The sequence below is a fragment of the Myroides sp. LoEW2-1 genome, from assembly GCF_009767705.1.
GTDB classification, from domain to species: Bacteria; Bacteroidota; Bacteroidia; order Flavobacteriales; family Flavobacteriaceae; genus Flavobacterium; species Flavobacterium album_A.
Window position 1 is genome coordinate 1 of sequence record NZ_WSPP01000030.1, and the last position, 24291, is coordinate 24291.

Consider the following 24291-nt stretch of genomic DNA (forward strand, 5'->3'; position numbering starts at 1 on the left):
AAATCATTTTTACAAACTCAATATAGTTTTCCACGGTTATTATTTATTATTACAAAGATCTGTAGTTTTTAATTCACACACAACTTTTGAGATTGATCCTTTTTAAAACTGAAGTCGTAGTCTGCATAACAATAAAAGAAAGCTAAGTCTACATTTTTAGTATTCAATCTATTATAGGTATAGCCACTTTTGACATATTCTTTAAATAAAGCAAGCGATGCAGGGTTGTCTAAATCTAATTTCTCTATACTCGATAGAAGAGAATATTTGGTATTCACCTTTAGTGTAGCTTGATACTCTTCAACAGGCACATAACCAAATTTTGGATAGAAGTCCAGTACTGTATCATTTGCAAACAAGAAGTAGCCTGTTACGATATCTCTATATTCTGCTTCTATATATTCTAATAAGAACCTTGACAACCCTTTGTTTTGATAGGTAGAGTCTGTCATCACAGTGCCTAATTGTCCTGCCTTGTACGTTTTATTTTCTTTCGTTATTTCGAATAGGCTTAAAGTTATATGTGCAACTATCTTATCTTCTTGGAATAAAGAAAATAGTATGCACTCCTCTCCCCAGTATCCCGATTGGTAAAAGGCTTCAAAATCAAACTCCCATACTTCCTGACACATTCGATTAAACTCTTTTCGTTTTTGTTTATCATCTTGATAGTTGATATATAGGGTATAAGGAGTTCCTTTTATACTTACTGATTTACTGATCATAATTCTTATTTATTTGGAGCAAAGTTCTGAATAAGACCTTGTTTATCTATTGACAGTATTGTTTTATAAATGTGCAAGAAGTTGTTTTTATTGTTAACTTTGACTTATTAACTACAGCGTGATGAGTCAGCACTTTCCTATTCAGATTATCACATCGGATCGTATTATTCCTTCTTTATTCTCTACTACTACATATAGAGAGAAAGGAATACTGTTGTCTTATTGTATGGAGGGAACTAATGAGCTTAAAGTAAACAATCGAATAGAAGATTTCTCTGCAGGTTCTCTATTGACTGTGTTTCCACAGCGTTTATTCTCTATTCCTACTACAGAAAGCAAGGGGAAGTATCTATGTGTGCTATTTGATCTGGATAGTATAAAGGATCTTATTCTACCAACTAATTATCAGTTTTTAAACGAATTGGTGAGACACCCTATTATTCATCTGGATGCAGGTGATCAGGGCGTGTTCATCGATTACTATCAGTTGTTATTGACTAATTGCAATACAGATACATCTGTGTTTTATCCTGATGCGATGAAGTATTTATTGTATTCTTTAATTGCTCATATCAACCGATTCTATGAACAAGATGAGGTGAATCTGAAGCCAAGTTCTAAGAAAGAAACAACTGTTTTTAGGCTGTATAATTTGGTTCATCAGCATTATTTAGCTGAGCGCACAGTACAGTTTTATGCTGATCAATTAAAGCTCACTCCTAAGTACTTAACGACTTTGGTACGCAGGCAGACGGGTAAGACAGTGTCTGCGATTATAAATGAGTTAGTACTCACTCAAGCCCAGTCTTACCTTATTGCAACGGATAAACCTATCTACACTATAGCGGAAGAGCTTCATTTCTTAGATGCGACAAGCTTCTGTCGTTATTTTAAAAAATCTACAGGTCTATCTCCCTTAGCGTATAGACAAGCACATCTGTAATGTCACATTTTATTTATGTGGTTAGAATTGTAAGGTGTTGTTTATTTGGGTTTTGGTTTATTGGTAGCTCAGTTTATATTGTGTAGATCTACTGCGTATTGATGGCGAAATGATCGGGTATTGATAGGATAGTGGTCGCATAAAAAATGCCCCAAAACATGTGACCACTATGCGATCACTATGCGACCACAAGCCGACCACCCCCTTCTAAGTCTGTCTCGTCCTGCTATAGCTGTACAGTTATTGTTTATGATCCTGCTTTTGACTATACACTTGTTTTATAATCTTATGATGTGTTTTGTGGTTGGCGATTTTAGTTTCGACAATCTGAATTTATTAAATGAAAAACACCTATTATGATCTTGTAACTGTGTTGGTTATTGGGAATTGTTAGAAATTATAGCAAATCATTAACCTAAGCTAACGATCTCTATTCTATTGCAATAAAATATAATATCTTTGAGATATGGGGAGAGGAAAAAGAATACATTCTTTTAAACCTGTTGTTTTTGATGAAGCTAAAGTATTGATATTGGGTACGATGCCGAGTATTAAATCATTGGACTTTCAGGAGTATTACGGCAATAAGCAGAATGTGTTTTGGAAGATATTATTTAGTGTTTTTAGAGAAGAGTATAGCGATGTGTATAAGGATAAGCTCGATTTGCTTCAGCGAAACAGAATAGCCTTATGGGATGTCTTGCAGTCTTGTGAACGCAAGAGTAGCTTAGACAGTGATATTATCGCAGAAAAAGCTAATGATATCAAAGGGTTATTAATAGAATATCCCCATATCGATACAATCGTATTCTCCAGTCAAAAGGCAAGACAATATTTCGATAAATACATAGGGCAGATAGAGGGAGTATCTTTACTAACTTTACCTTCGCCGAGTGGGGCAAATGCACGGATGAGTTTTGAAGAAAAATTAGCTCATTGGCAAGAATTAAAAAATAAAGTATGAAACAGTTAAAAAAAGAACATATAGACTTCTTAGTGACGTTAAGTCAGAATAATAATAAACCTTGGTTTGCAGATCATAAGCCAGAGTTCGATAAGCTATTCGCTGAGGTGAAGGCTTTCTTTAAAGTAGTGCACGATGAGATGTTACAGCATGATAGTATAGACCTATTACACGTACACCGCATCTATAGAGATGTACGCTTCTCTAAGGACAAGACACCTTATAAGACTTATTTTGGACTGCACTTAGGACGTACCAAGCCAATGCTGAGAGGAGGATATTACGTAAATATAGAGCCAGGACGTAGTTTTGTAGGGGGAGGCTTTTGGGAACCTAATAAAGAAGATTTATTGCGCATCCGCAAGGAGATCGCTATGGATGATAGTGAACTTCGTGAGATTATCGCCGAAGAACAATTTCAGAAGTACTTCGGAGCACTACAAGGGGAGGAGCTAAAGACTGCTCCTAAGGGATTTGACAAGGAGCATCCTGCTATCGACTTATTGCGCAAGAAGCAGTATCTCGTGATGCGTTCTTTTACAGATAAAGAGGTATTAGCGCCTAACTTTAAAGAGGAGGTGATCAAGACATTTCTTGCCATGCGACCACTATTTGACTATATGTCAGATGTACTGACTACTGATGTGAATGGGGTGAGTCTGTATGAGTAGAGGATTTTTGTGAAGGTGTTTTTTTGTGAAACCGTTTAGTCTATCATATTAATCAATAGTATATGACATCTTCTAAGTATATTATATCCGGTGGGTAAGATTGTAAACTGTTAACCAAATAGTGATCTAGAAAGTTATGAATAAAGAGTTTGAACAAGCAGTAAGCTATTGTATAGAAGCTTTGAATATCAAAGATGACAAGAAGCGTGATAAGGAGTGTAATAGTTTATTTGTGGTTTCGGCTTTGAATAAGGCTTTAGAGGCACCTTATCGTGGTAGAGGCTTAGGGATAGGTAGTATTGGTTATAATGCACATAGAGATACTATTGATAATAAGGAAAGAAGGTTTCGTAATAAAGAACTTTATCATGTATTAGATTGGTTAAATGCTCTTTTAACGTTGTTTGATTTGGCGAATTATGAGGATGAAGAGATTCTTAAGTTTGCTAACTGTATTGTGAATGACAATATTGTTTTTAATCATGTTTTAAAGCATATTATTAGTAATTGTATTGTAAAGGGAGATGTAGAACAAGCAGAGCAGTATATTTCGAATTTTAAAACGACTGTTGTTTTTAAAGAGGAAGATAATTTTGATCAGGGATATCTTATTATTCTTCAGTATTATGCCATGCTAGGTGATGAGGTGAATTTCTTTAAATATTTCAAACAGAGTAAACCTGCTATAAATAGATATGAAGTAAATGAAGCAAAAGAATTCTTGGTAACAAACTATTGTTTAAAAAATGGAGTAGAAGCAGGACTTACTTTGTGTAAACATAAGAATTTAGGAGTTAAATTTCATCATAATGCATTAATGGCATTTGCTGAGCAAGGTAAATATCAAGAGTTAAAACAGAAGTTTACAGAATATCCTGATTTAAAACAACCTGAAGTACAAAGAGAATTGCATGTATTGACACATGCTTATTGGAGGGCAAAGGAATTTGGGTTAGCAGTTGATGATGACTTTGAAGTGATGTTTGATAGAGCGACGCAGGTAGATAGAAAACTTAAGTGGGGAGCGGCTAAATTACAGGATGTCTTTTTTGTAAATCTCTTTTATGGCAGTCGAGATAATAAAGAACGTGCTGTAAGGTGTAGAAAAGCAGTTAAAAATAGTTCTTTAAAAAGAGAGTTAGAAATTCCGAAGTAAAGAAATAGATAGTATCATAGTACAATAAAAAAATGCTGACCGTGGTCAGCATTTTTTGTTATCAGTTTCCAGTTCTCAGTTCTCAGTTCCCTGTTTTCTGTTTCCAGTTTCCAGTTCCCTGTTTTCTGTTTCCCTAAATTATTTAATAATCTGTACTTCGAACATTTTATCCCAGTTTTTACCCGTTAAGAAGAAGGTCTTTGTTTCAGGATTATAAGCAATACCGTTCATAACATCTCTATCCGCATGGTATGTAGTCATATTAAGTAGGTCATTGAAGTTAACCATTCCTTCTATTGCTCCTGTTTGAGGGTCTATAATTACAATGCTGTTATACCCGTATACATTAGCGTATATTTTTCCATTTACCCACTCTAATTCATTGATATGAGGAAGGGCACCTTTAGGACTATAAACGCTTATTGAACTCAATAATTCAAAAGTATCAGGATTTACTTTATATATTTTTTCAGTTCCATCAGACATATAAAGGTGAGTACCGTCATTTGTCAGTCCCCATCCTTCTATATCAGCAAAGTACTTTAATGATTTTTCTCTTTCTAAAGTTTCGATGTTATAGATATAGGCTTCTTTGTTTAAATAAGTCAATTGGTATAGTTTATTATTTAAAATCGTACAACCTTCTCCAAAGATAATATCATCTAACTCATTTATTTGAGTCACTTTTCCGGTTTTGTAATCAACTTTTCGCACACTTGACTTACCTTTTTTTCCCGTACCGCGACCGTCAGTTGTCGTAAATCCACCTTCACCATTTCCCGTACTTTCAAATAGTACACCTTTATAAAACTCCAAGCCTTGTGTGTAAGCCTCTTGATCATGGGAGTAGGTTTTTATTATTTTGTAGTCGTATTCAATAGGATTTATACTTGATACAATCTCTATTTTATAGGTAAACTCTCTTGATTTGTTATCAGCATAAGCAATTGCTTTTACTTCTTTTTTACCTAAGTTTTCTTTTTTAAGGGAATGCGTTAGAATCTTATTGTGTTTACTTGTTCCTATTTTTACATTGTCAAGGAAGTAAGCAACAGAGTCGATTTCTGCATTTTCTACTGTTTTTAAAGTGAATTTTGCATCTTCATTTGCCGAATATACCTGCTTTAGCTGAGTAGTATCAATCGAAATTACATTTTTTTCTAAATTTTTTTTATTAGAACAGCTAATAAAAGAGATTCCTAAGCTTAACGTTATTAGAAAGTTATATCTTTTCATTGGTCGTATTTATTTTTTAGCAAGATACAAATCTAATTAGAATAGTGGAAAAGACTTGGAAAAATAAAAAACCGTTGTATATTTGCAGTGGCAAGTCCTACACGACCAGCTCCCTCTTAATCCTCCAGGGTGGGAACGCAGCAAAGGTATGAGGTTGTAGCGGTGCGATGTAGGTAGCTTGCCATTTTTTTATTACTTCTATTGATCTCCTCCAAGGGGATTTTTTTATTTTAAGCAGTTTGGAAATTCACGTGCTTATTTTAGGGTGATTTGGTTTTGGGGTGCGAAAAAGGTATTTGACAAAACACTTCACTCATCTAACCATAAAACAGCATTAAATACGGTAGCGTAAACCTTCTATTGAAGCAAATGTAATTATTCTCTTTTTTCTTATTCTGTTGCTGTTTCTTATAAATAAAATGAAGTGCAAAGTCTATGGTAATTCAAATTGTTTAATTATTTGTTCTAAACCTTGAAATGATATCTACTTGATTTGAAAAAAAGTATGCGTATAATGGTGTACAATAGTTAAAATTATTGAATTGTCTTATACCTTTATGGTTTGGTTTTTGCTATTTTTGAAGAAAAAAGTCAAGTTGAAAAAAATAGCTATCAGAATAAGCAAAATTATAGGTTGGATTGTTGGAATTATTATAGTGTTGTTCCTACTTATTGCCATTGCTATTCAAATTCCCTATGTACAGAATAAAGTAAAGGATTTTGCCATATCTTTCGTGCAAGATAAGATAGGAACGCCAGTTTCTCTTGATAGAATCGAAATCGCTTTTCCAAAGAAAGTAGTCGTAAAGGGATTGTATCTTGAATCTCAACAACAGGATACTTTGTTGTATACAAAATACTTAGGTGTAGATATTAGTTTGTTTAAACTATTGAAGAATACTGTGGAAGTGTCTAATGTCGAATTAGATGGATTAAAGACCACTGTTAAAAGAGATAGTTTACAACAGTTTAATTTTGATTACATCATAGATGCATTTGCATCTGAAGAAGAAAAGGAAGAACCAGAGTCAACTCCAATGGACATTGCTATAGGTCAAATTGAGTTAAACGATATTACTGTGAAATTTGAGGATCAATATGAAGGACATCATTTAGATTTTCATTTGAATTCATTTGTCACACGCTTCAAAGAGTTTGATTTAGAACTGATGAAATTTGGCATTCCCAAAGTGGGAATAGATGGTGTTTTCGTCAATTATGAAAAAGAACCTTCTAAGACGATCAAAGATCCCAATGCTATGGTGGAGGCAACTATTGAGAATCCCATAGAAGAAGCGCTTCCTCAAATTGACTTAGGGCAGATTGTGTTTTCTAATTTTGATATTAAGTATAAAGACGCGGATAGCAAGTTACAAGCAGCAATTCTGCTGAATGAATTTCAAGCGGTGTTTAATACGATTGATTTGAACGAACAGAATATTGATATCAAGAATATTAGCCTTGACGATTTCACTGCAACTGTTCGGATGTTAGAGGATAAATCAAAAAACACAATAGAGTCTCAGAGTTCTACTGCTGCTGTTGCACAAGAAGGAGAAGTAGAAGTAGAAGTAGAGGTTTCAGCAGCTATGCCTTGGAAGTTAGCTGTAAAAGACATTGCTTTAAAAGCGATAAACGTTTCATTTGACAATGACAATGAAAAGATACTGACAAAAGGCTTAGATGTAAATCACCTTGCTGTTGCTGATTTAGATTTTAAATTGAAAGACTTTTTATTTTCTGAGAACAATATCAGCGGTAATCTTGAACGCTTTTCTTTTAAAGAGAAAAGTGGTTTTGAGCTGAGTAAGTTCCAAACCTATTTTCTATATAGCGAGCAATCAACTTTAGTTAAAGATTTCGAATTAAAAACAGGACATTCTTCGGTTAAGTCTTCTATCGTTTTAAATTATTTAGATGTTAGCAAATTACAAGAACAGTTAGGGGATATTTCTGTGGATGCAGTTATATCAGACTCCTACTTTGGACTAGCTGATGTGGAGTTATTAATGCCTGATATACTCAAACAAGCAGATGTATCTCACCTTAAGAATGAAACTATAAAATTTAGTGCTAAAGCGAAGGGAAAAGTAGCAGATTTAGATATCGAAAGATTTAATATCAAAGCGCTAAAAACGACTTATCTTGATGTTTCTGGGAAAGTTAGAGGTTTGCCTGATTTTGATAAGGCTTATGTAAATCTACAAATTAAAGATGTGCTTACATCGTCTCGTGATATACATGCAGTAGCGCCAAAAAATATAATTCCCAACAATATTGAAATACCTTCTTCAATGTCTTTAAAAGGGTTTGTAAGGGGGAGTATGAAAGAAATCCAATCTCATGTCGATTTAAAGACGAGTTTGGGGGCAATAGCCATGGATGTTGATTTTGATCAACGCAAAAAGGGAAAAGAAAAGTACAAATTAGATTTTGGAATTAAAGAGTTAGAAGTTGGTAGGTTGATTAAGAACGATTCAATAGGGGCTATTTCTCTGTACGCCAAAGTAGATGGGAATAGCTTCGATCCTGAGTTAATTCAAGCCAACGCTGTATTTGAAATTGAAAAAGCGGAAGTAAATAATTACAAATACAACCACATTCGCTTAGATGCCAGTGTTGATAAAGGTAAATATGTGGTGGCATCTAAGAACGAAGATCCCAATTTAAACTTTGTGTTGGATGCAAGTGGCGTATGGACAGGTAAGAGTTTAAGTTTAGATTTGTTAGCAGACATAAAGAATGTAGATTTCTATCAACTGAAGCTGGATGAGGAACAGAGAAACTTATCTACAGTTATTGATGTTAAAATGGAAAATATTTTACCAGATAGTTTAGTTGGTAAAATGCAAATTAGAGATTTTGGGTTTGATTTAGCTAAGAGAAAGTATAGACTTAAACCTATAGATCTTATTGCCGAGGCTAAGCCTAATTACAGAAAGCTAAGCTTAACTTCTCAGATACTTGATTTTTCACTTGAAGGTGATTATCAATTAACCACCTTGTCCGATGCGTTAACTACAAGTTTGGAGTCTTATTTTAAGCGCAGTGAAGAAGATGAAGAAGTAGAAAATGCTAAGGTAGCTAAGCCTCAGTTTTTTTCATATGATTTAAAAGTAAAGTACGATAATGTGTACAAGGATATGCTACCTGATTTAAAAGAGTTAGAGCCTATTCATATTTTTGGTCGATATGATGAAAAAACAGATTTTATTAGCCTAAAAGGGGGAATCTCTAATTTAGAGTATGGAGAGAATAAGATTGAGGGAATTAATTGGATTATCGAGCCAAAACAAGATGCTCTAACTTACAGTTTCGGTGTTAATAGTATTTCTAATGCCAGCGTTCGCTTGCGTAGATTAAACCTTCATGGTGCAGCGTATAATAATATTTTGACCTACGATTTTAATTTAAAGGATAGAGAGGGAAGGGATTGTTATGTCATTGCTGGAAATTTGGAGGCCAAGAACAATGCTTTAATTATGAAATTAGAGCAAGACGGCTTTATGTTAGATTATGATTTATGGAAAGTAAATTCAGAGAATAGAGTTGTCTTGGATAAGGATGGAGTTTATGTAAAAGATTTTTCACTTGAATATAAAAACAGTGGAATATACATTGCTTCCCAAGAAGCAGAAGCTAATAGTCCTTTAAACTTGACTTTTAAAAACTTCAGCATTGAGACTTTAACTAAATTAGTTAAAAAGGATAAATTATTGGCAAGTGGTTTTATTGATGGATCATTAGACTTGACAGAATTATCTACTGATTTTAGATTTGTTTCAGATATCAATATTAGGGAGCTTCATGCTTTTGAAATCTTACTTGGGAATCTATATGTAGGAGTGAAGAATGAATCATTGAGCACTTATTTGGCAAAAGTTGTATTAGAGGGGGGGCCAAATCGAGTAGAAGTAAAAGGGATTGCCGATGTTGAACAAGAAGATTTGAAATTGAAAGTATTAGTAGATAAGTTGCAAATGAGTGCATTTGAACGATTTACTACAGGAATGCTTTCGGAGGCAGAAGGATATTTTTCGGGAGATATAAATGTGACTGGAAAATTTACTGAACCCAAAGTATTAGGAAACTTTAAGTTTAACGATATTGGATTTCACTTAGATCAATTAAACGCAGATTTTAGAAAGATTAATGAAACAATTTCCTTTACAGAGAAGGGAATTGAGCTCGATAAATTTAGCATAACTGATGTTGATGGTAATTTGTTAGTTGTTTCTGGAGCTGTATTAACTAAGAGTTATCAAGATTTTGCTTTTGATTTGGGTATTAAGGCGGTAGACTTTAAAGCGATTAATTCAACGTCAAAAGATAACGATATGTTTTATGGAGCACTTATTTTTGACTCCGATATCCGCATTAAAGGGAATATGGATAAGCCTATTGTCAATGGTAAGATTGAGGTTGGCAAGAAAACAAATTTCACTGTGATAATGCCACAAGAAGATCCTTCTATTGCAGATAGAGAAGGTATTGTTGAGTTTATTGATCAGGAGAGTTTACAGGCTGCTGAGTTGAAAAAATTACAAGATGAATTCAATAGTTCTCAGATAAAGGGATTAGATGTTGCTTTGGCTATTAAAGTGAATAAGGAAGCTACTTTTACCATGATTATGGATAAGCAAAGTGGGGATAAACTGATTTTGAAAGGAGAAGGTGAGATCATGGGAGGTATTGACCCTTCAGGTAAAATATCTTTAACAGGGCGATATGAATTTAACGAGGGGTCTTATGATCTATCGTTTAATATGATAAAGAGAAAATTTGAAGTACAAAAAGGTAGTTCTATTGTATTTGCAGGGGAGCCAACCGATGCTATATTAAACTTGACAGCAATCTATGAAGCAAATACGGCGCCTATAGACTTGCTTCAAAATCAGTTAAGCACATTATCGCCAACACAGCAAAATCAGTATAAGCAAAAAATTCCTTTCCAAGCTTTATTAAAGATGAAAGGTGAGCTGTTAGAGCCAGAAATCTCATTTGATATTCAATTAAAAGAGGGAGTTACTTCTGTATCAGGAGAAGTACTTAGCAATACTAAGAATAAACTGACGCAGTTGAGAGCGAATGAATCAGAAATGAATAAACAAGTCTTTGCCTTGTTGTTGTTAAATAGATTTATCGGAGAGAATCCTTTTGAAAGTAGTGCGGGTGGAATGACTGCTGGTACTATCGCAAGGCAAAGTGTGAATCGCCTATTGTCAGATCAATTAAATAATTTGGCAGGAAGTTTAATCAAAGGGGTTGAGCTTAACTTTAATTTAGAATCAAGCGAAGATTTTTCAAGTGGTTCAAGAGAGAATAGAACTGATTTGAATATTGCCGTTTCTAAGCGATTGTTCTCAGACCGATTGAAAGTAACTGTAGGAAGTAGTTTTGAAGTAGAAGGTAATCAACGACAAAATGAACAGGCAAGTAATATTGCAGGGGATATCGAGTTGGAGTATACTTTGTCTAAAGATGGTAGATATCTGATGCGAGTGTATAGAAAAAATCAGTATGAAGTAGCCCTACAGGGACAAATAGTAGAAACAGGAGTAGGTTTTATCATTACGATGAGTTATGAGCGATTCAAAGAATTATTCGAACGTTCTAAGGATAAAAGAGAATTAAAAAGACAATTAAGAGATGAGAGTAAACAAGAGTAAAAGTATAAAGTATTTTATCGCAGTAGGATCAATGGTTCTGATGTTGGGTTCTTGTGGCAGTACTCGTCATCTAAAAGAAGGAGAGTTTTTATATACAGGAGGAACGATTGAAATTGATAGTGATTCACTGTCAAAAAGCCAGAAAAAGGAAATGGCGGAAGGATTAGCAGATCTTCTAAGACCAATACCGAATGGTAAGATCCTTGGGATGCGACCGAAGTTAGGACTTTATAATATGGCTGGAGATCCTGATAAATCGAGCAAGTTTCGAAATTGGATGAGAAAGAAATTAGGTGAACCACCTGTTTTATTTGAAGATGTAGATCTTGATTATAATAGTGCTATATTGAGTAATAGACTTGAAAATGTAGGTTTTTTTAATGTAGAAGTAGAAAGTGATACTCTCGAGGTAACAGATAAGAAAAAGGGAGCTCGTTATAAGGTAACTCCTGGAATACAGTATAAAATAAATGAAGTTACTTTTTTGAATGACTCTACTCCACTACAACAGTTAATTTACGATGCAAAAAGATGGTCAAAGTTAAGAGAAGGTAAGCCTTATAATCTTGATCAAATAAAGGATGAACGCGTTCGATTTGATAATTATGTCAAGAATAAAGGATATTATTATTTTAGTCCGAATAACTTGCTAATTCAAGTAGATAGTAGTGTAGGGAATCATAAAGTGGATTTATTTGTCAAAGTAAAAGACGATACTCCCAAGCCTGCTTTGAAATCTTATACTATTGATAAAATTTATGTTTTTGCGGATTATGAGATTTCCGATAGTGAGTATTTGAGCAAATTAGATTCAGCTTACCAACATAAGGATTTGACAATTGTGGATCCTACGGGTAAGTTTAAACCTACAATCTATGACCGAACAATCTATTTAGAAAAAGGAGAAACCTATAATCGAAATGACCATAATTTATCATTGAATAGATTAGTCAACTTAGGGGTGTTTAAGTTTGTAAAGAACTCCTTTGAAATATCGGATAGTATAAATAATAAGTTAGATGCCTATTACTTTCTGACACCAGATAACCCAAAGGCAATTCGATTAGAATTATTAGGGAAAACCAATTCAGCAAGTTACAATGGTGCTGAGTTAAATCTGAACTGGAGTAATAAGAATTTCTTTAGAGGAGCTGAACTATTCTCTGTTTCAACATATGGTGGGGCTGACTTCCAATCTTCTTCTAAGAATAATGGATATAACGTATATAAAGCGGGTATTGAGGCGAGTTTAACTTGGCCTAAACTGATTGCTCCAATTGATTTTAATCCTTCAACAGGTTTTGTACCGAAGACCAGAGCAACTGTGGGTTATGAATTTTTACAAAGAAGTAAGTTGTATTCTTTAAATTCTTTTAAAGCCTCTTGGGGATATTTGTGGAAACAAAGTAGTACAATCGAACACCAGTTTAATGTATTAGAAACAAATTATGTTAGTCCCAATAATGTCACTGATTTATACAGAGAGTATGCAGCAGGTAATCCTTCACTTGAAAGGATATTGGACAAACAGTTAATATTTGGACCTACATATACATTTACTTATACTAATACCATGAAACAGTATAAGAAAAATACTTTTTACTATAGAGGATCTTTAGATTTCTCAGGTAATATTACTGGATTGTTAATGGGGGCAGATGTAGATAGTGATAAAGAAAAGACCATTTTAGGGGTTCCTTTTAGTCAGTATGTTAAAACAGAACACGACTTTAGACATTATTTAAAGTTGGGTAAGAATTCTCAATTCGTAAGCCGTATTCACGCTGGAGTTGGAGTAGCTTATGGTAACTCTAAGAATATGCCTTACACAAAACAGTTCTATGTAGGTGGATCTAATAGTATTCGCGCGTTTAGAGCTCGTACACTTGGACCTGGAAGTTTCGACCCCCATACTATTGATTCAAAGTTCATACCTGATCAATCTGGAGATATGATTATTGAAATGAATTTTGAGTACAGAAAAAAGCTTTTTAGTATTTTACATGGAGCGCTTTTTGTAGATGCAGGGAATATTTGGAATTTGAATGATGTATCGGACAGACCTGGTGGTAAAATAGGATCAGATTTTTATAAAGAATTTGCAATTGGTGCAGGAGCAGGATTGCGATTTGATATTACATTTTTAGTGGTGCGATTCGACTTTGCCTTTCCATTGCGTATTCCGTATAATCAATCAGGAGAGCGTTGGGTAATTGACGACATTCGATTTGGTGACAAACAATGGCGCAAGGATAACTTGATGTTTAACTTCGCAATTGGGTATCCTTTCTAAAAATTGTGGAATTATTACACAAGATGAGTTGTGGAAAATGGAGTGTTTGTAGATAGTATACTTTTTGTAAAAAAAATAATTAAAGTATAATATGTTGATAATCTATTGTATAAGTGGTAAAGTCGAGGCTTTTGTAAATTTGGCATGATATTTACTACTTTATTTAGTATAAGGTGTTATAAAAATGAGATGAAAGTCTCGCTAAGAAAAAGAAAATTAAGTGTTTGTTTAAAGAAATTATGCTACTTAATTAAGTAGCAAGTAGATCGTTAGTAAGGTGAAGAAGAGAAATCTTCAGGTAAGTAGGGAGCAATAGCTCCCTTTTACCGTTTATAGGGGTTATTTTTAAATGTAGTTAGTTTCTCAATAAGAAAAACATTAAATTTGCGTTTAGCACTTAAAAAGATATATATAATATGAGTCACAAGATTCTTGTAATAGATGATGATGTTCCATTTTGCGAAATGCTAAAAACTTTCTTAAGTAAAAAAGGATATATAGTAGCCAATGCATTTAATAGCGTGGAAGCACAACAATTAATAGGTAAAGAATGTTATGATATCGTATTAACGGATGTGAGGTTACCTGATAGTGATGGTATAGAATTGTTAAAGCATATAAAGGCAACTTGTATTTCTACACAAGTAATTTTAATGACAGGGTATACTGAGATTAAAACAGCAGTTAACGCAATGAAATTAGGTGCTTTTGATTATGTTGCTAAACCTATTAATCCTGACGAGATCTTACTGACAATCAAACAGGCTTTAGATAAAAAGAACATTGTGGTGCACGATGTAAAAGATCTTTCACCTGATAATAACGCTAAGACTAAGGAAACAGTTACAAATGAAGATGAATATGTAAAAGGAAATAGCAAGGTTTCTAAGCAATTGAATGAATATATTGAATTAGTTGCTCCAACCAATATGTCTGTACTAATTATTGGAGATAGTGGAACAGGGAAAGAGCATATAGCGCATTCTATACATTTAAAAAGTAAACGCAAAGACAAACCGTATATAGCAGTAGATTGTGGTGCGATTCCAAAAGATTTAGCTTCAAGTGAGTTTTTTGGTCATATCAAAGGATCATTTACAGGAGCTGTAACGGATAAAGTTGGACATTTTGAAGCTGCAAATGGTGGTACTATCTTTTTGGATGAAGTCGGTAATTTGTCCTATGAAGTACAAGTTCAATTACTGAGAGCACTTCAAGAAAGAAAGGTTAAGCCAGTAGGTAGTAGTACGGAGATCGACGTTGATATTAGAGTTATTGCAGCTACGAATGAAGATTTGCCTAAAGCAGTGAGAGAAGGTGAGTTTAGAGAGGATTTGTATCACAGATTAAATGAATTTGGTATCGTTGCTCCAAAGCTTGCAGATAGAGGAGAAGATATTTTGATGTTTGCAAATTACTTCTTGAAGAAATCAAATAGAGAGCTCGAAAAGAATGTAAACAAATTTTCTGGTGAAGTAGAACGTGTTTTCTTAACTTATGAATGGCCAGGAAACCTTAGAGAGATGAAGAATATAATTAAGCGTTCTGTATTGTTAACTCGTGGTGATGTGGTAGAAGAAAATGTGTTACCTGAAGAGATACTCAATCCTCGAATTAACACTCATTCGACAGATATTGTGTCTGCAGGACAGGAAGAAGATTTGAAGCTCTTTTCATCTCGCAATGAAGAACAAGCTATTCGAACAGCATTGGAAAAGGTTAAGTTTAATAAGACAAAAGCAGCTCAAGTACTTGGCATAGATAGAAAGACATTGTATAATAAGATGAAATTGTATAATATCGAATTATAGCATTAAAAAAGGCGTTTGAACCAAGTTCAAACGCCTTTTTTGCGTTAAAGTGTATAGTAATTATTGTAAAGGGTTTGTTTCATCAGCTATGCTAACTGTTTGCGAGGTCGTTTTGAACGATTTGTCAAACTCGAATAAAGCAATATCACTTGCTTTAGCTCCTCCTGCAAGTTTTAGTCTGTCTAATAACTCAAGAGCAAGTTTTTCTTCTTCTCTTTGTTCTGTTACTAACCATTGTAGAAAATTCCAAGTCGCCCAGTCTTTTTCTTCAAAAGCAAGTGTCACTATATTGTATATAGCATCTGTGTTTTTTACTTCTTGAGCATATACCATTTCGAAACATTCTAATACGTTTTTTGGCTCTTTTCCTGGAGCTCCAATAGCTTCTATTTTTACAGTAGATCCTCTTTCTTGTACATACTCAATTATTTTAGCCATATGTATTCTTTCTTCATGCGAATGTTTCATTAGAAAGTCTTTTACTCCTGCCATTTTTGCTTCATCTGCCCAACAAGCAAGCATTAAGTAAATTTGAGCAGACACTGCTTCTAAAGTAATTTGTTTGTTTAAAGCTTGTGTTAGTGCTGTAGATAATCGATTTGTTTTCATAATTCTTTCTTTTTCATTTTTAAATTATACTGTAAAGGTATAAAATATTAGTTTTTTTTATTCGTTAATGTGTTGATTTTTAGTTAGTTTTAATTCGTATTCATTAAAAATAAGTTTAATTAGATTTTTAGACCATTATTTCTTTTTTACCTTTGTGTAAATTCAAAACGTACTATGGATATAAAAACACTGATTCATCATAATTTAGATGAACTATTGTATTTGGCAGATAAGAAAGAAATTTTAAATACTGATCTTGTAGTTGAAATAGGAGCTTATGTTGGAGCTGCTGTTTTAAGAGGTAGATTCGCAGATAAAAAGGAGGTGACAGTCGATGAAATTAATGGTGTTTTTGGGATTATTGGGGATTTTTGTAAGATGAGTTTTGGTAGAAGCTTTACAGTTGTTCACTATAGAAAAATGACCAAATTAGCTAATGATTTACTTCAAGAAACTACTTTTGATGCAGATCTTGAAGATTTTATTAATCGCATAAGAAATTAAAGGATCGTAATCCTTTACATTATACTTTTATCAGAGCTTAGGGACGTTGTCTTTAGGCTCTTTTATTTTGTGCTAAACTATCATTATTTGTAATAGCTGAGTTTTAGAAGTGTTTTTTATTAAATATATAAGAGAAATATAGCTGTGTTGCTAATGTTTTACAGAAAATATGTAAACTTAAATAAGTAGATTTTTTTTTATAAATTGTGAGTAACCAAATACTTATAATTATGAAAATTAAAACCATACCGAGTGCAAGTAATGCGCATCATTACCAGCTACTGATAAAAGACCTTCTGGAAAACTCGTTAAGAGTCAATCCCAATCATGAAATTGTATACAAAGATCAGGAGAGGTTAAACTACTATCAATTGTATGATCGAATTAAACAATTGTGTAATATGTACGGTGTGCTGGGGCTTGATGGTGGAAGCGTTGTAGGAGTTATTGATTATGATAGTCATCGTTTTTTAATGAATTACTTCGCTGTGCCTATAACAGGAAACGTGTTACACACAGTGAATTGGCGTTTAGCACCTGAGCAGATTTTGTATACAATCAATCATGCCGAGGATGAGGTTTTAATTGTCCACGAAGATTTTTTACCTGTTGTTGAGACATTTTTTGATCGATTGGAAACGGTAAAAAAGATTATTGTCATTAAAGAAAAGGGAAGTAAGATAAATACGACTATTGTTATTGATGGTTTCTTTGATGAGTTACTATTAGAACAATCTACGATATATGAGTTTCCAGAGTTTAGTGAGGAAGCTATAGCGACCTTGTTTTATACCACTGGGACGACAGGGAATCCAAAAGCTGTTTACTTTTCACATCGACAGTTGGTATTGCATACGATGGTGGAGAGTAGTGTACTATCAATGATGAATGAAGCTTTCAAGATAAAATCATCAGATGTCTATTTGCCATTAACACCAATGTTTCATGTGCATGCTTGGGGTCTACCTTATTTAGCAACTACTTTAAGCCTAAAACAAGTGTATGTAGGTAAATTCGAACCTCAAAGCTTTATTGATATATTTAGAAGAGAAAAGCCTACAATTTCGCACTGCGTTCCTACAATCCTAAATATGTTGTTATCAAGTCCTGCTGCAAGAGATATTGACTTGTCGACTTGGAGTGTATTAATCGGAGGGTCGGCTCTAAGCAAACCTTTAGCTAAGCGAGCGTTAGATAGAGGAATTTCTGTTGTGACTGGATATGGAATGTCGGAAACTTGTCCTTTGTTAACTTCGTCATACTTGTCCTTAGTAACAATTAAAAATGATATAGAATCTCAGTTAGATATTCGTACAATGACGGGTAGAGCAGCTCTATTAGTCGATCTGAAAATAGTAGATGAGGAAGGTAGGGAAGTGCCTAAAGACGGAAAATCATTAGGGGAAATTATTGTACGTGCTCCTTATTTGACAATGGGGTACTACAAAGAAAAAGAGAAAGGAGAAGAACTTTGGCAAGGTGGTTATTTGCATACAGGTGATATTGCTTGGATAAATGAGAATAACGATATTAAGATTGTAGATCGTTCTAAGGATGTCATTAAAACAGGAGGGGAATGGATGTCTTCTTTGGCTTTAGAGGAAATGATTGGCAGTTACCAAGGAATTAATGATGTTGCTGTTATAGGAGTTCCTGATGTTAAATGGGGAGAACGACCTTTTGCTCTTGTTGTATGTAAAGAGGGCTTTACACTCAGCGAACAAGAGTTGAAAGACCATATGCAAAAGTTTGTAGATCAGAAGAAAATTAATAAATGGGCTATACCTGATCGATTTGTATTTGTAGAAGTAATTCCAAAGACAAGTGTTGGCAAAATAAGTAAAAAGAAAATTAGAGAAATGTACGCAAGTCACGAAATATAAGGATTTTTTGAAATGCTTGTAAAAATAAGGTATCTTTCAGCCGACAAAATAACTACCTTAAAAATGAAATTAAAACAAGAACAAAACAATCAATCAAAAAGGCAGACTAAGAAGTTTTTTAAACAACTTAGCTTTGCTTTATTAGCCTTTGGTTCTCTGTCAGTTCATGCACAGAAGAAGCCTTTAGATCACAGTGTATACGATAGTTGGGAATCTATTGGAACCAAACAGTTTTCCAATAATGGACAATGGATATTATATCAAGTAACTCCTCAAGAAGGTGATAAGACTTTATTTATCAAAACAACAGACGGTCAAAAAGAATTAAAAGTAGAAAGAGGTGAGAAACCTATCTTTACAGGAGATTCTAACTATGCACTATTTTCAATTAGACCTACTTATGCTGATCTAAAAGCTGTGAAAGTAAAGAAGAAGAAAGAAGATGAAATAGCAAAAGATTCGTTGGGTATTTTTAACTTAAAGTCAGGTGCTGTAGATAAAATAGCTAATATTAAGTCGTTTAAAACACCAGATAAAAAAGGTGATTTTGTAGCGTATTTACTAGAGAAAGTAAAAGATTCTGCTAATGCTAAAGATTCTAAAGCTCCTAAGAAAAAAACAAGTAAGGACGCTCCTTTAGATTTAGTTTTAAAGGACTTGGTAAATAACGATGATACCGTATTTACAGATGTTGTTGATTACTACTTTGATGATAATGGACAGTATTTGGTTATTGTAACAAAAGACCCAAAACAAAAGGAGAAAGAGGATAAGGCTAAGAAAGAGGTAGAATCTAAAGAGAAAGAGAATATTGAATCAAGCGATGTGGTAAAAGTGACTGAACAGACTTCTGAAGTCGAAGAAAGTAAAGGACCTTTTGGCGTATTTGTCGTTGATTTAAAGACGAAAAAGAAAACAACCTTATTAGAAGGTAAAGGAAAGTATACGCAGTTTAATTTTGATGAGAGTGGTAAACAATTGGCATTTGTAGCAAATGACGATGAAGAGAAAACACTTGTCAAAACATACAAGGTTTATTATTCTACGTTGCCTCGAGAAGCAAGTGAAATAGCTACTGATAAAACAACAGGTGTACCAAATAACTGGGTAATATCAGAAAATTATAAACCTCAGTTTAGTAAGAATGGAAAGCGTATGTTTCTTGGAATAGCACCTACTCCAGTAGCTAAGGACACTACTTTAATAGCAGAGGATCATGCGGTAGTTGATATCTGGCATTACAAAGAGGATTACATTCAGCCACAGCAATTAGTCAATTTAGAGAAAGATTTAAAAAAATCATATTTAGCGACAATTGATTTAACTCGTAATAAGGGAATTTTAGCTTTAGCGGATCAGACATTAGATAGAATGCAGTTAGTGGACGAGGGAAATAGCAATATTGTCTTTGGTTCTACTGATTTTGGTAAAAGAGTTGAGAGACAATGGAATATTTCTGGATCAGCCTCTTATTATATCGTAGATGTTAATACAGGTAAAAGAACAGAAGTTGTTAGTGATTTACCTGGTTTAGCGCGCATCTCGCCTAAAGGAACTGCTGTTGTTTATTATAATAGTGAAGAAGGTAATTGGTACGCTTATGATGTTAAAACGAAAATTACTAAACATTTGAATAAGCAATTGTCTGTATCTTTTGCAGATGAGCAGTTTGATATGCCTGATAATGCAAGTGCATACGGAATTAAAGGCTGGACAGATAATGATGAGTCAGTATTGATTGGAGATCGCTACGATATTTGGGAGTTTTTCTTAAATAGCAATAAGGCACCACGTATGGTTACCAATGGTTATGGTCGTGAACATAAAGTTAGTTTTGATATATTGAATTTAGATTCGGATAAGAAATCGTATAACCGATCAGAACATTTAATATTTGCTGCTTTTAACGAGTTGAATAAAGATGCAGGTTATTATAGCGGAGTGATTAAAGGTAATAAGATTCCTGAGAAGTTGTGGATGCAACCGTATAGTGGATTTAATTCTCTATTTAAAGCTAAAAATGCCAAAGTCTATGGTTATGTGAAAGGATCTTTTAAAGAATCGATTAATCTATACGTGACTAAAGATTTTAAAGAGGAAGTAAAGTTGAGTAATCTAAATGCGCAACAAGCTAATTATAATTGGGGAACAAATGAATTAATTCACTGGACAACTCCAAAAGGCTACGAGGCCACAGGTGTATTGTTTAAACCAGAGAATTTTGATCCAAATAAGAAGTACCCAATGATCGTGTATTTCTATGAGAAGTTGTCTGATAATTTGCATCGCTATGAAGCTCCTGCACCTACACCTTCAAGATTGAATATTCCATTTTATGTTAGTAATGAGTATTTGGTGTTTACACCAGATATTAGTTATGTAGATGGATATCCAGGTAAATCGGCAGAGGAGTTTATTAATTCAGGAGTAGAGTTTTTAAAGCAAAATTCTTGGGTTAATCCAGATAAAATTGCAATTCAAGGACAGAGTTGGGGAGGTTATCAAGTAGCACATTTAATTACAGTAACTGATATGTATGCTGCTGCTTGGTCTGGTGCTCCAGTTGTCAATATGACATCTGCTTATGGAGGTATCCGTTGGCAAAGTGGTATGAGTCGTCAATTTCAATATGAAAAAACACAAAGTAGAATAGGACAGACTCTTTGGGATGGATATGATTTGTATATTGAAAATTCACCATTATTCAATATGCCAGCTGTTACTACACCTGTGGCAATTATGCATAATGATAACGATGGAGCTGTGCCTTGGTACCAAGGAATAGAAATGTTTATGGCTTTGCGCCGTTTAGGTAAACCAGCTTGGTTACTTAACTACAATGGCGATGAGCATAACTTGATGAAACGTCAAAATCGAAAGGATATTCAAATTCGACAACAACAATTTTTTGATTACTATCTAAAAGATGCTAAAGCACCTGTATGGATGGTTAAAGGAATACCTGCAACAATGAAAGGTAAAGATTGGGGATTTGACCTTGTAGAGGATAAAGTGGAATAGTTATTTTAATTATAAAGTTTAAAAGAGCAATACTTCGAAAAGTATTGCTCTTTTACTTTTATATATTTAGGTGGTTTGGCGTATTTTTTTGAAAAGAAAAGTTTAATTGACTCTCAAGCCATATAAAAGTTGTTGAATCAGTTTTAAGCTCTCCCTCAAACCAATTGCACCAGGCCATTTCAATGTAAAGGTTGTTTTTTACTAATAAATAATAATCGTAATCAATTCCCTTGTCAAATGCCATTATGGGATATTGCTTTTTGATTTTCCACTTGTTCTTTTGTAAGAAGTCTACGATAGCATTCCAACTTGTTGTCGGTATATCCGTTACTATTTCCACTAATTGATTTTCTATGGTTAAGTTTTACAAATGTAATAGAAGTTATGAGTTTTTTAAAAAAGTAGTTATTTATAGATAACTTTTATGTTCACTTAAAAATCAAGTAAATTTGCTTTAAGCAAAAGATATAGTTTAAAATAGATATGAAAGAAATAGAAGGAATATACAAAGCGCAATTAGTTATACAAGAAATGTCTTTAGCACTTATAATGAAAGTGGCTTTAAAAGGTGATAATCTTGAAGTTAGTATAGATTTACCAGAACAGGGAGCTGTTGGTTTACAAGCTACCCAAGTATCTTTTGAGAATAGTACCCTTGTCTATCAAGTGAAAGAGATTGGAATGCTGTACCAAGGGATTTACAGTGAGCAAAAGTTTAAAGGAAGTGCTAAACTACAAGAACAAGAAATAGAAGTAGAATTTGAAAAAACGGAGATTAAATTGCCAGGGGATACAACTTTAGTGAGTACTGAGGATGAACTCAAAGAATTGGCTGCTCAAGAAAAAGGGGCGTTTAAGTATCAAGTTAAAGACTATTTTCAAAGACCTAAATCTTCTGGTTTTCAATTGTCTCCTAATGGTAAATATCTTTCTTACAGAGAAAAAGATGAGCGAAATAAACGTCACGTTTATGTGAAAGAGATTGAAACAGGTATTGTAACTCGTGTAATAGAAGAAGCAGGGGAGCTTGTACGTGGATATGGTTGGATAAATGATGATCGCTTGGCTTATGTGATGGATCAAGGAGGGAACGAAAATTATCATATTTACGCTGTAGATGTTGACGGTTCAAATAATATAGATCTAACGCCTTTTGATAATGTTCAAGCTGGTATTCTAAATATGCTGAAAGAGCAAAAGGATTATATCATTATTACAATGAATTTAGAAAATGCCCAAGTATTTGAACCTTATAAAATTAATATCAATACAGGAGAGTATGTAAAGTTATTTACAAATGATGATCCTACAAATCCTGTTGCAGACTACGATTTTGATAAAGATGGTGTGCTGAGAGGATATTCTAAAATGCTAAATGGGATTCAAACACAATACTTTTATAAAGCTATAGGGGAGAATGAGTTTACATTGTTCCATACTGTTAATTGGTCAGATACTTTCTCTTTGTTGGCTTTTAATTATGCTTCAGAGAATAAAGATGAGGCTTATGTGCTTACTAATTTAGATTCTGACAAACAGCGTATAATTCTCTATGATTTTAAAACTAAATCGATACTCAAGGAAGTTTATTCAAATTCTGAATATGATGCTTCTATTATAGGTCTTTCACGTAATAGAAATTGGGAAATTGACTATTTAGGTTACGAAGGTGATAAAGTTGTTATTGAGCCAGTCAGTGATACTTTTAAGAAAATCGACCAAGACCTACAAAACCATTTTGGAGGTTACGAATATTCTATTGTTGCCAAGACAGAGAAAGAAGATCGCTATCTGATTATTGTTCAAAGCGATAAATTGTATGGTAAATATTATAATTATGATAGAGATACTGGAGCAATCTCTTTATTGTATGATTTAATGCCTCAGTTAAAAGAACAAGATATGGCTGAGATGAGGCCTATTTCTTTTCTAAGTCGAGATGGAGTTAAGTTGCATGGCTATATTACCTTGCCTAAAGAAGTGCATCAAGGTCAACGTGTTCCATTAGTGGTTAATCCTCATGGAGGGCCACAGGGAATTAGAGATAGTTGGGGGTTCAATCCAGAAACACAATTATTTGCAAGTAGAGGATATGCAACTTTGCAAGTTAATTTTAGAATCTCCGGTGGATATGGAAAGGAATTCTTTACTTCAGGGTTTAAACAAATTGGGCGAAAAGTGATGGATGATGTAGAGGATGGTGTACATTATGTTATTACAAAAGGATGGATAGATGCTTCAAAAATTGCTATTTATGGTGCAAGTCATGGTGGATATGCAACATTAATGGGATTGGTCAAGACGCCCAACTTATATTGTTGTGGAGTTGACTATGTTGGTGTATCAAATATTTTTACTTTTTTTGAATCGTTCCCCGAATATTGGAAACCATACAAGGAAATGGTTAAAGAGATCTGGTATGATTTAGATAATGAACAGGAAAGAGAAATAGCTAAAGAAGTTTCACCTATTTTTCAATTAGACAGGATATCTAAACCGTTATTTGTCGTTCAAGGAGCAAATGATCCACGTGTAAAGATTGCAGAATCTGATCAAATAGTAAGTGCATTAAGAAAAAGAGGATTTGATGTTCCTTATATGGTAAAATATGATGAAGGACATGGGTTTGCTAAGGAAGAGAATAGTATTTCTTTTTATGAAACAATGATGGGGTTTTTGTCAATGCATTTAAAGTAAGTATAACGAGTGAAATTTAAAATTGTAAGGAGATTACGCAATAGAACATTGCTGTAATTATTTAGTTTTGAGTTTTATCAATTTGTTTTCTTAATAGAGGCTTTTTAGT

At 33.7% G+C, this 24291-nt stretch carries 15 protein-coding genes and 1 other RNA gene; 12 read left to right on the plus strand and 4 right to left on the minus strand.

The genetic code is table 11. The annotated features are described in order from the left end of the window. Nucleotides 1-68 precede the first annotated feature (68 nt). A complete protein-coding gene (locus tag GOQ24_RS02760) occupies nucleotides 69-725 on the minus strand; it encodes a GNAT family N-acetyltransferase (RefSeq protein WP_243731243.1) in 657 nt (218 codons plus the stop codon). A gap of 121 nt (nucleotides 726-846) precedes the next feature. Here GOQ24_RS02760 and GOQ24_RS02765 point away from each other — a divergent pair, with 121 nt between their 5' ends. The 4 genes from GOQ24_RS02765 to GOQ24_RS02780 all read left to right on the plus strand — a co-directional run bounded on the left by GOQ24_RS02765 (nucleotide 847) and on the right by GOQ24_RS02780 (nucleotide 4459). Beyond that, complete coding sequence (locus GOQ24_RS02765) at nucleotides 847-1668, plus strand: helix-turn-helix domain-containing protein (RefSeq protein ID WP_155093371.1); 822 nt, start codon at nucleotides 847-849, stop codon at nucleotides 1666-1668. 466 nt (nucleotides 1669-2134) lie between these two features. Beyond that, on the plus strand, nucleotides 2135-2632 hold the full coding sequence (locus GOQ24_RS02770; protein WP_160339054.1) for a DNA-deoxyinosine glycosylase: 498 nt from the start codon (nucleotides 2135-2137) through the stop codon (nucleotides 2630-2632). Beyond that, nucleotides 2629-3303, plus strand: a complete 675-nt coding sequence (locus tag GOQ24_RS02775; protein ID WP_155093369.1) for a DUF2461 domain-containing protein — start codon at nucleotides 2629-2631, stop codon at nucleotides 3301-3303. Before GOQ24_RS02770 ends, GOQ24_RS02775 begins: the two co-directional genes overlap by 4 nt. A gap of 136 nt (nucleotides 3304-3439) precedes the next feature. After that, on the plus strand, nucleotides 3440-4459 hold the full coding sequence (locus tag GOQ24_RS02780; RefSeq protein WP_160339055.1) for a hypothetical protein: 1020 nt from the start codon (nucleotides 3440-3442) through the stop codon (nucleotides 4457-4459). 138 nt (nucleotides 4460-4597) lie between these two features. Here the strand turns inward: GOQ24_RS02780 and GOQ24_RS02785 are convergent, their stop codons facing one another. After that, the gene (locus GOQ24_RS02785) at nucleotides 4598-5695 is read right to left on the minus strand and encodes a glutaminyl-peptide cyclotransferase (protein ID WP_160339056.1); all 1098 of its coding nucleotides are present in this window, start codon (nucleotides 5693-5695) and stop codon (nucleotides 4598-4600) included. An 88-nt stretch (nucleotides 5696-5783) separates the two neighbouring features. Here GOQ24_RS02785 and ffs point away from each other — a divergent pair. The 4 genes from ffs (at nucleotide 5784) to GOQ24_RS02805 (ending at nucleotide 15468) form a co-directional block, all read left to right on the plus strand. Further along, an RNA gene (gene ffs / locus GOQ24_RS02790) (signal recognition particle sRNA small type) lies at nucleotides 5784-5882 on the plus strand. A gap of 409 nt (nucleotides 5883-6291) precedes the next feature. After that, nucleotides 6292-11364: a translocation/assembly module TamB gene (locus GOQ24_RS02795; RefSeq protein WP_160339057.1), complete on the plus strand. Its 5073-nt coding sequence runs from the start codon at nucleotides 6292-6294 to the stop codon at nucleotides 11362-11364. Further along, nucleotides 11345-13657 (plus strand): BamA/TamA family outer membrane protein, encoded by a 2313-nt coding sequence (locus GOQ24_RS02800; RefSeq protein ID WP_160339058.1) that lies wholly within the window; start codon nucleotides 11345-11347, stop codon nucleotides 13655-13657. The genes GOQ24_RS02795 and GOQ24_RS02800 overlap by 20 nt, the downstream gene beginning before the upstream one ends. A 416-nt stretch (nucleotides 13658-14073) precedes the next feature. Next, nucleotides 14074-15468 (plus strand): sigma-54-dependent transcriptional regulator, encoded by a 1395-nt coding sequence (locus GOQ24_RS02805; protein ID WP_155093102.1) that lies wholly within the window; start codon nucleotides 14074-14076, stop codon nucleotides 15466-15468. Nucleotides 15469-15528: 60 nt separating this feature from the next. Here the strand turns inward: GOQ24_RS02805 and GOQ24_RS02810 are convergent, their stop codons facing one another. Then, complete coding sequence (locus GOQ24_RS02810; protein WP_155093101.1) at nucleotides 15529-16077, minus strand: ferritin; 549 nt, start codon at nucleotides 16075-16077, stop codon at nucleotides 15529-15531. Nucleotides 16078-16251: 174 nt separating this feature from the next. Here GOQ24_RS02810 and GOQ24_RS02815 point away from each other — a divergent pair, with 174 nt between their 5' ends. From GOQ24_RS02815 to GOQ24_RS02825, 3 genes are all read left to right on the plus strand, one after another. Further along, nucleotides 16252-16581, plus strand: coding sequence for a hypothetical protein (locus GOQ24_RS02815; RefSeq protein WP_155093100.1), 330 nt, complete (start codon nucleotides 16252-16254; stop codon nucleotides 16579-16581). A gap of 230 nt (nucleotides 16582-16811) precedes the next feature. Continuing rightward, complete coding sequence (locus GOQ24_RS02820; RefSeq protein ID WP_160339059.1) at nucleotides 16812-18464, plus strand: fatty acid--CoA ligase; 1653 nt, start codon at nucleotides 16812-16814, stop codon at nucleotides 18462-18464. 63 nt (nucleotides 18465-18527) lie between these two features. Then, a complete protein-coding gene (locus GOQ24_RS02825) occupies nucleotides 18528-21485 on the plus strand; it encodes an alpha/beta hydrolase family protein (protein ID WP_160339060.1) in 2958 nt (985 codons plus the stop codon). A 58-nt stretch (nucleotides 21486-21543) separates the two neighbouring features. On the opposite strand, the gene GOQ24_RS02830 is transcribed toward GOQ24_RS02825, so the two are convergent. Continuing rightward, nucleotides 21544-21825, minus strand: a complete 282-nt coding sequence (locus tag GOQ24_RS02830; protein WP_155093097.1) for a hypothetical protein — start codon at nucleotides 21823-21825, stop codon at nucleotides 21544-21546. 341 nt (nucleotides 21826-22166) lie between these two features. Here GOQ24_RS02830 and GOQ24_RS02835 point away from each other — a divergent pair, with 341 nt between their 5' ends. After that, nucleotides 22167-24182 (plus strand): prolyl oligopeptidase family serine peptidase, encoded by a 2016-nt coding sequence (locus GOQ24_RS02835; protein WP_394367076.1) that lies wholly within the window; start codon nucleotides 22167-22169, stop codon nucleotides 24180-24182. Nucleotides 24183-24291: the final 109 nt, after the last annotated feature.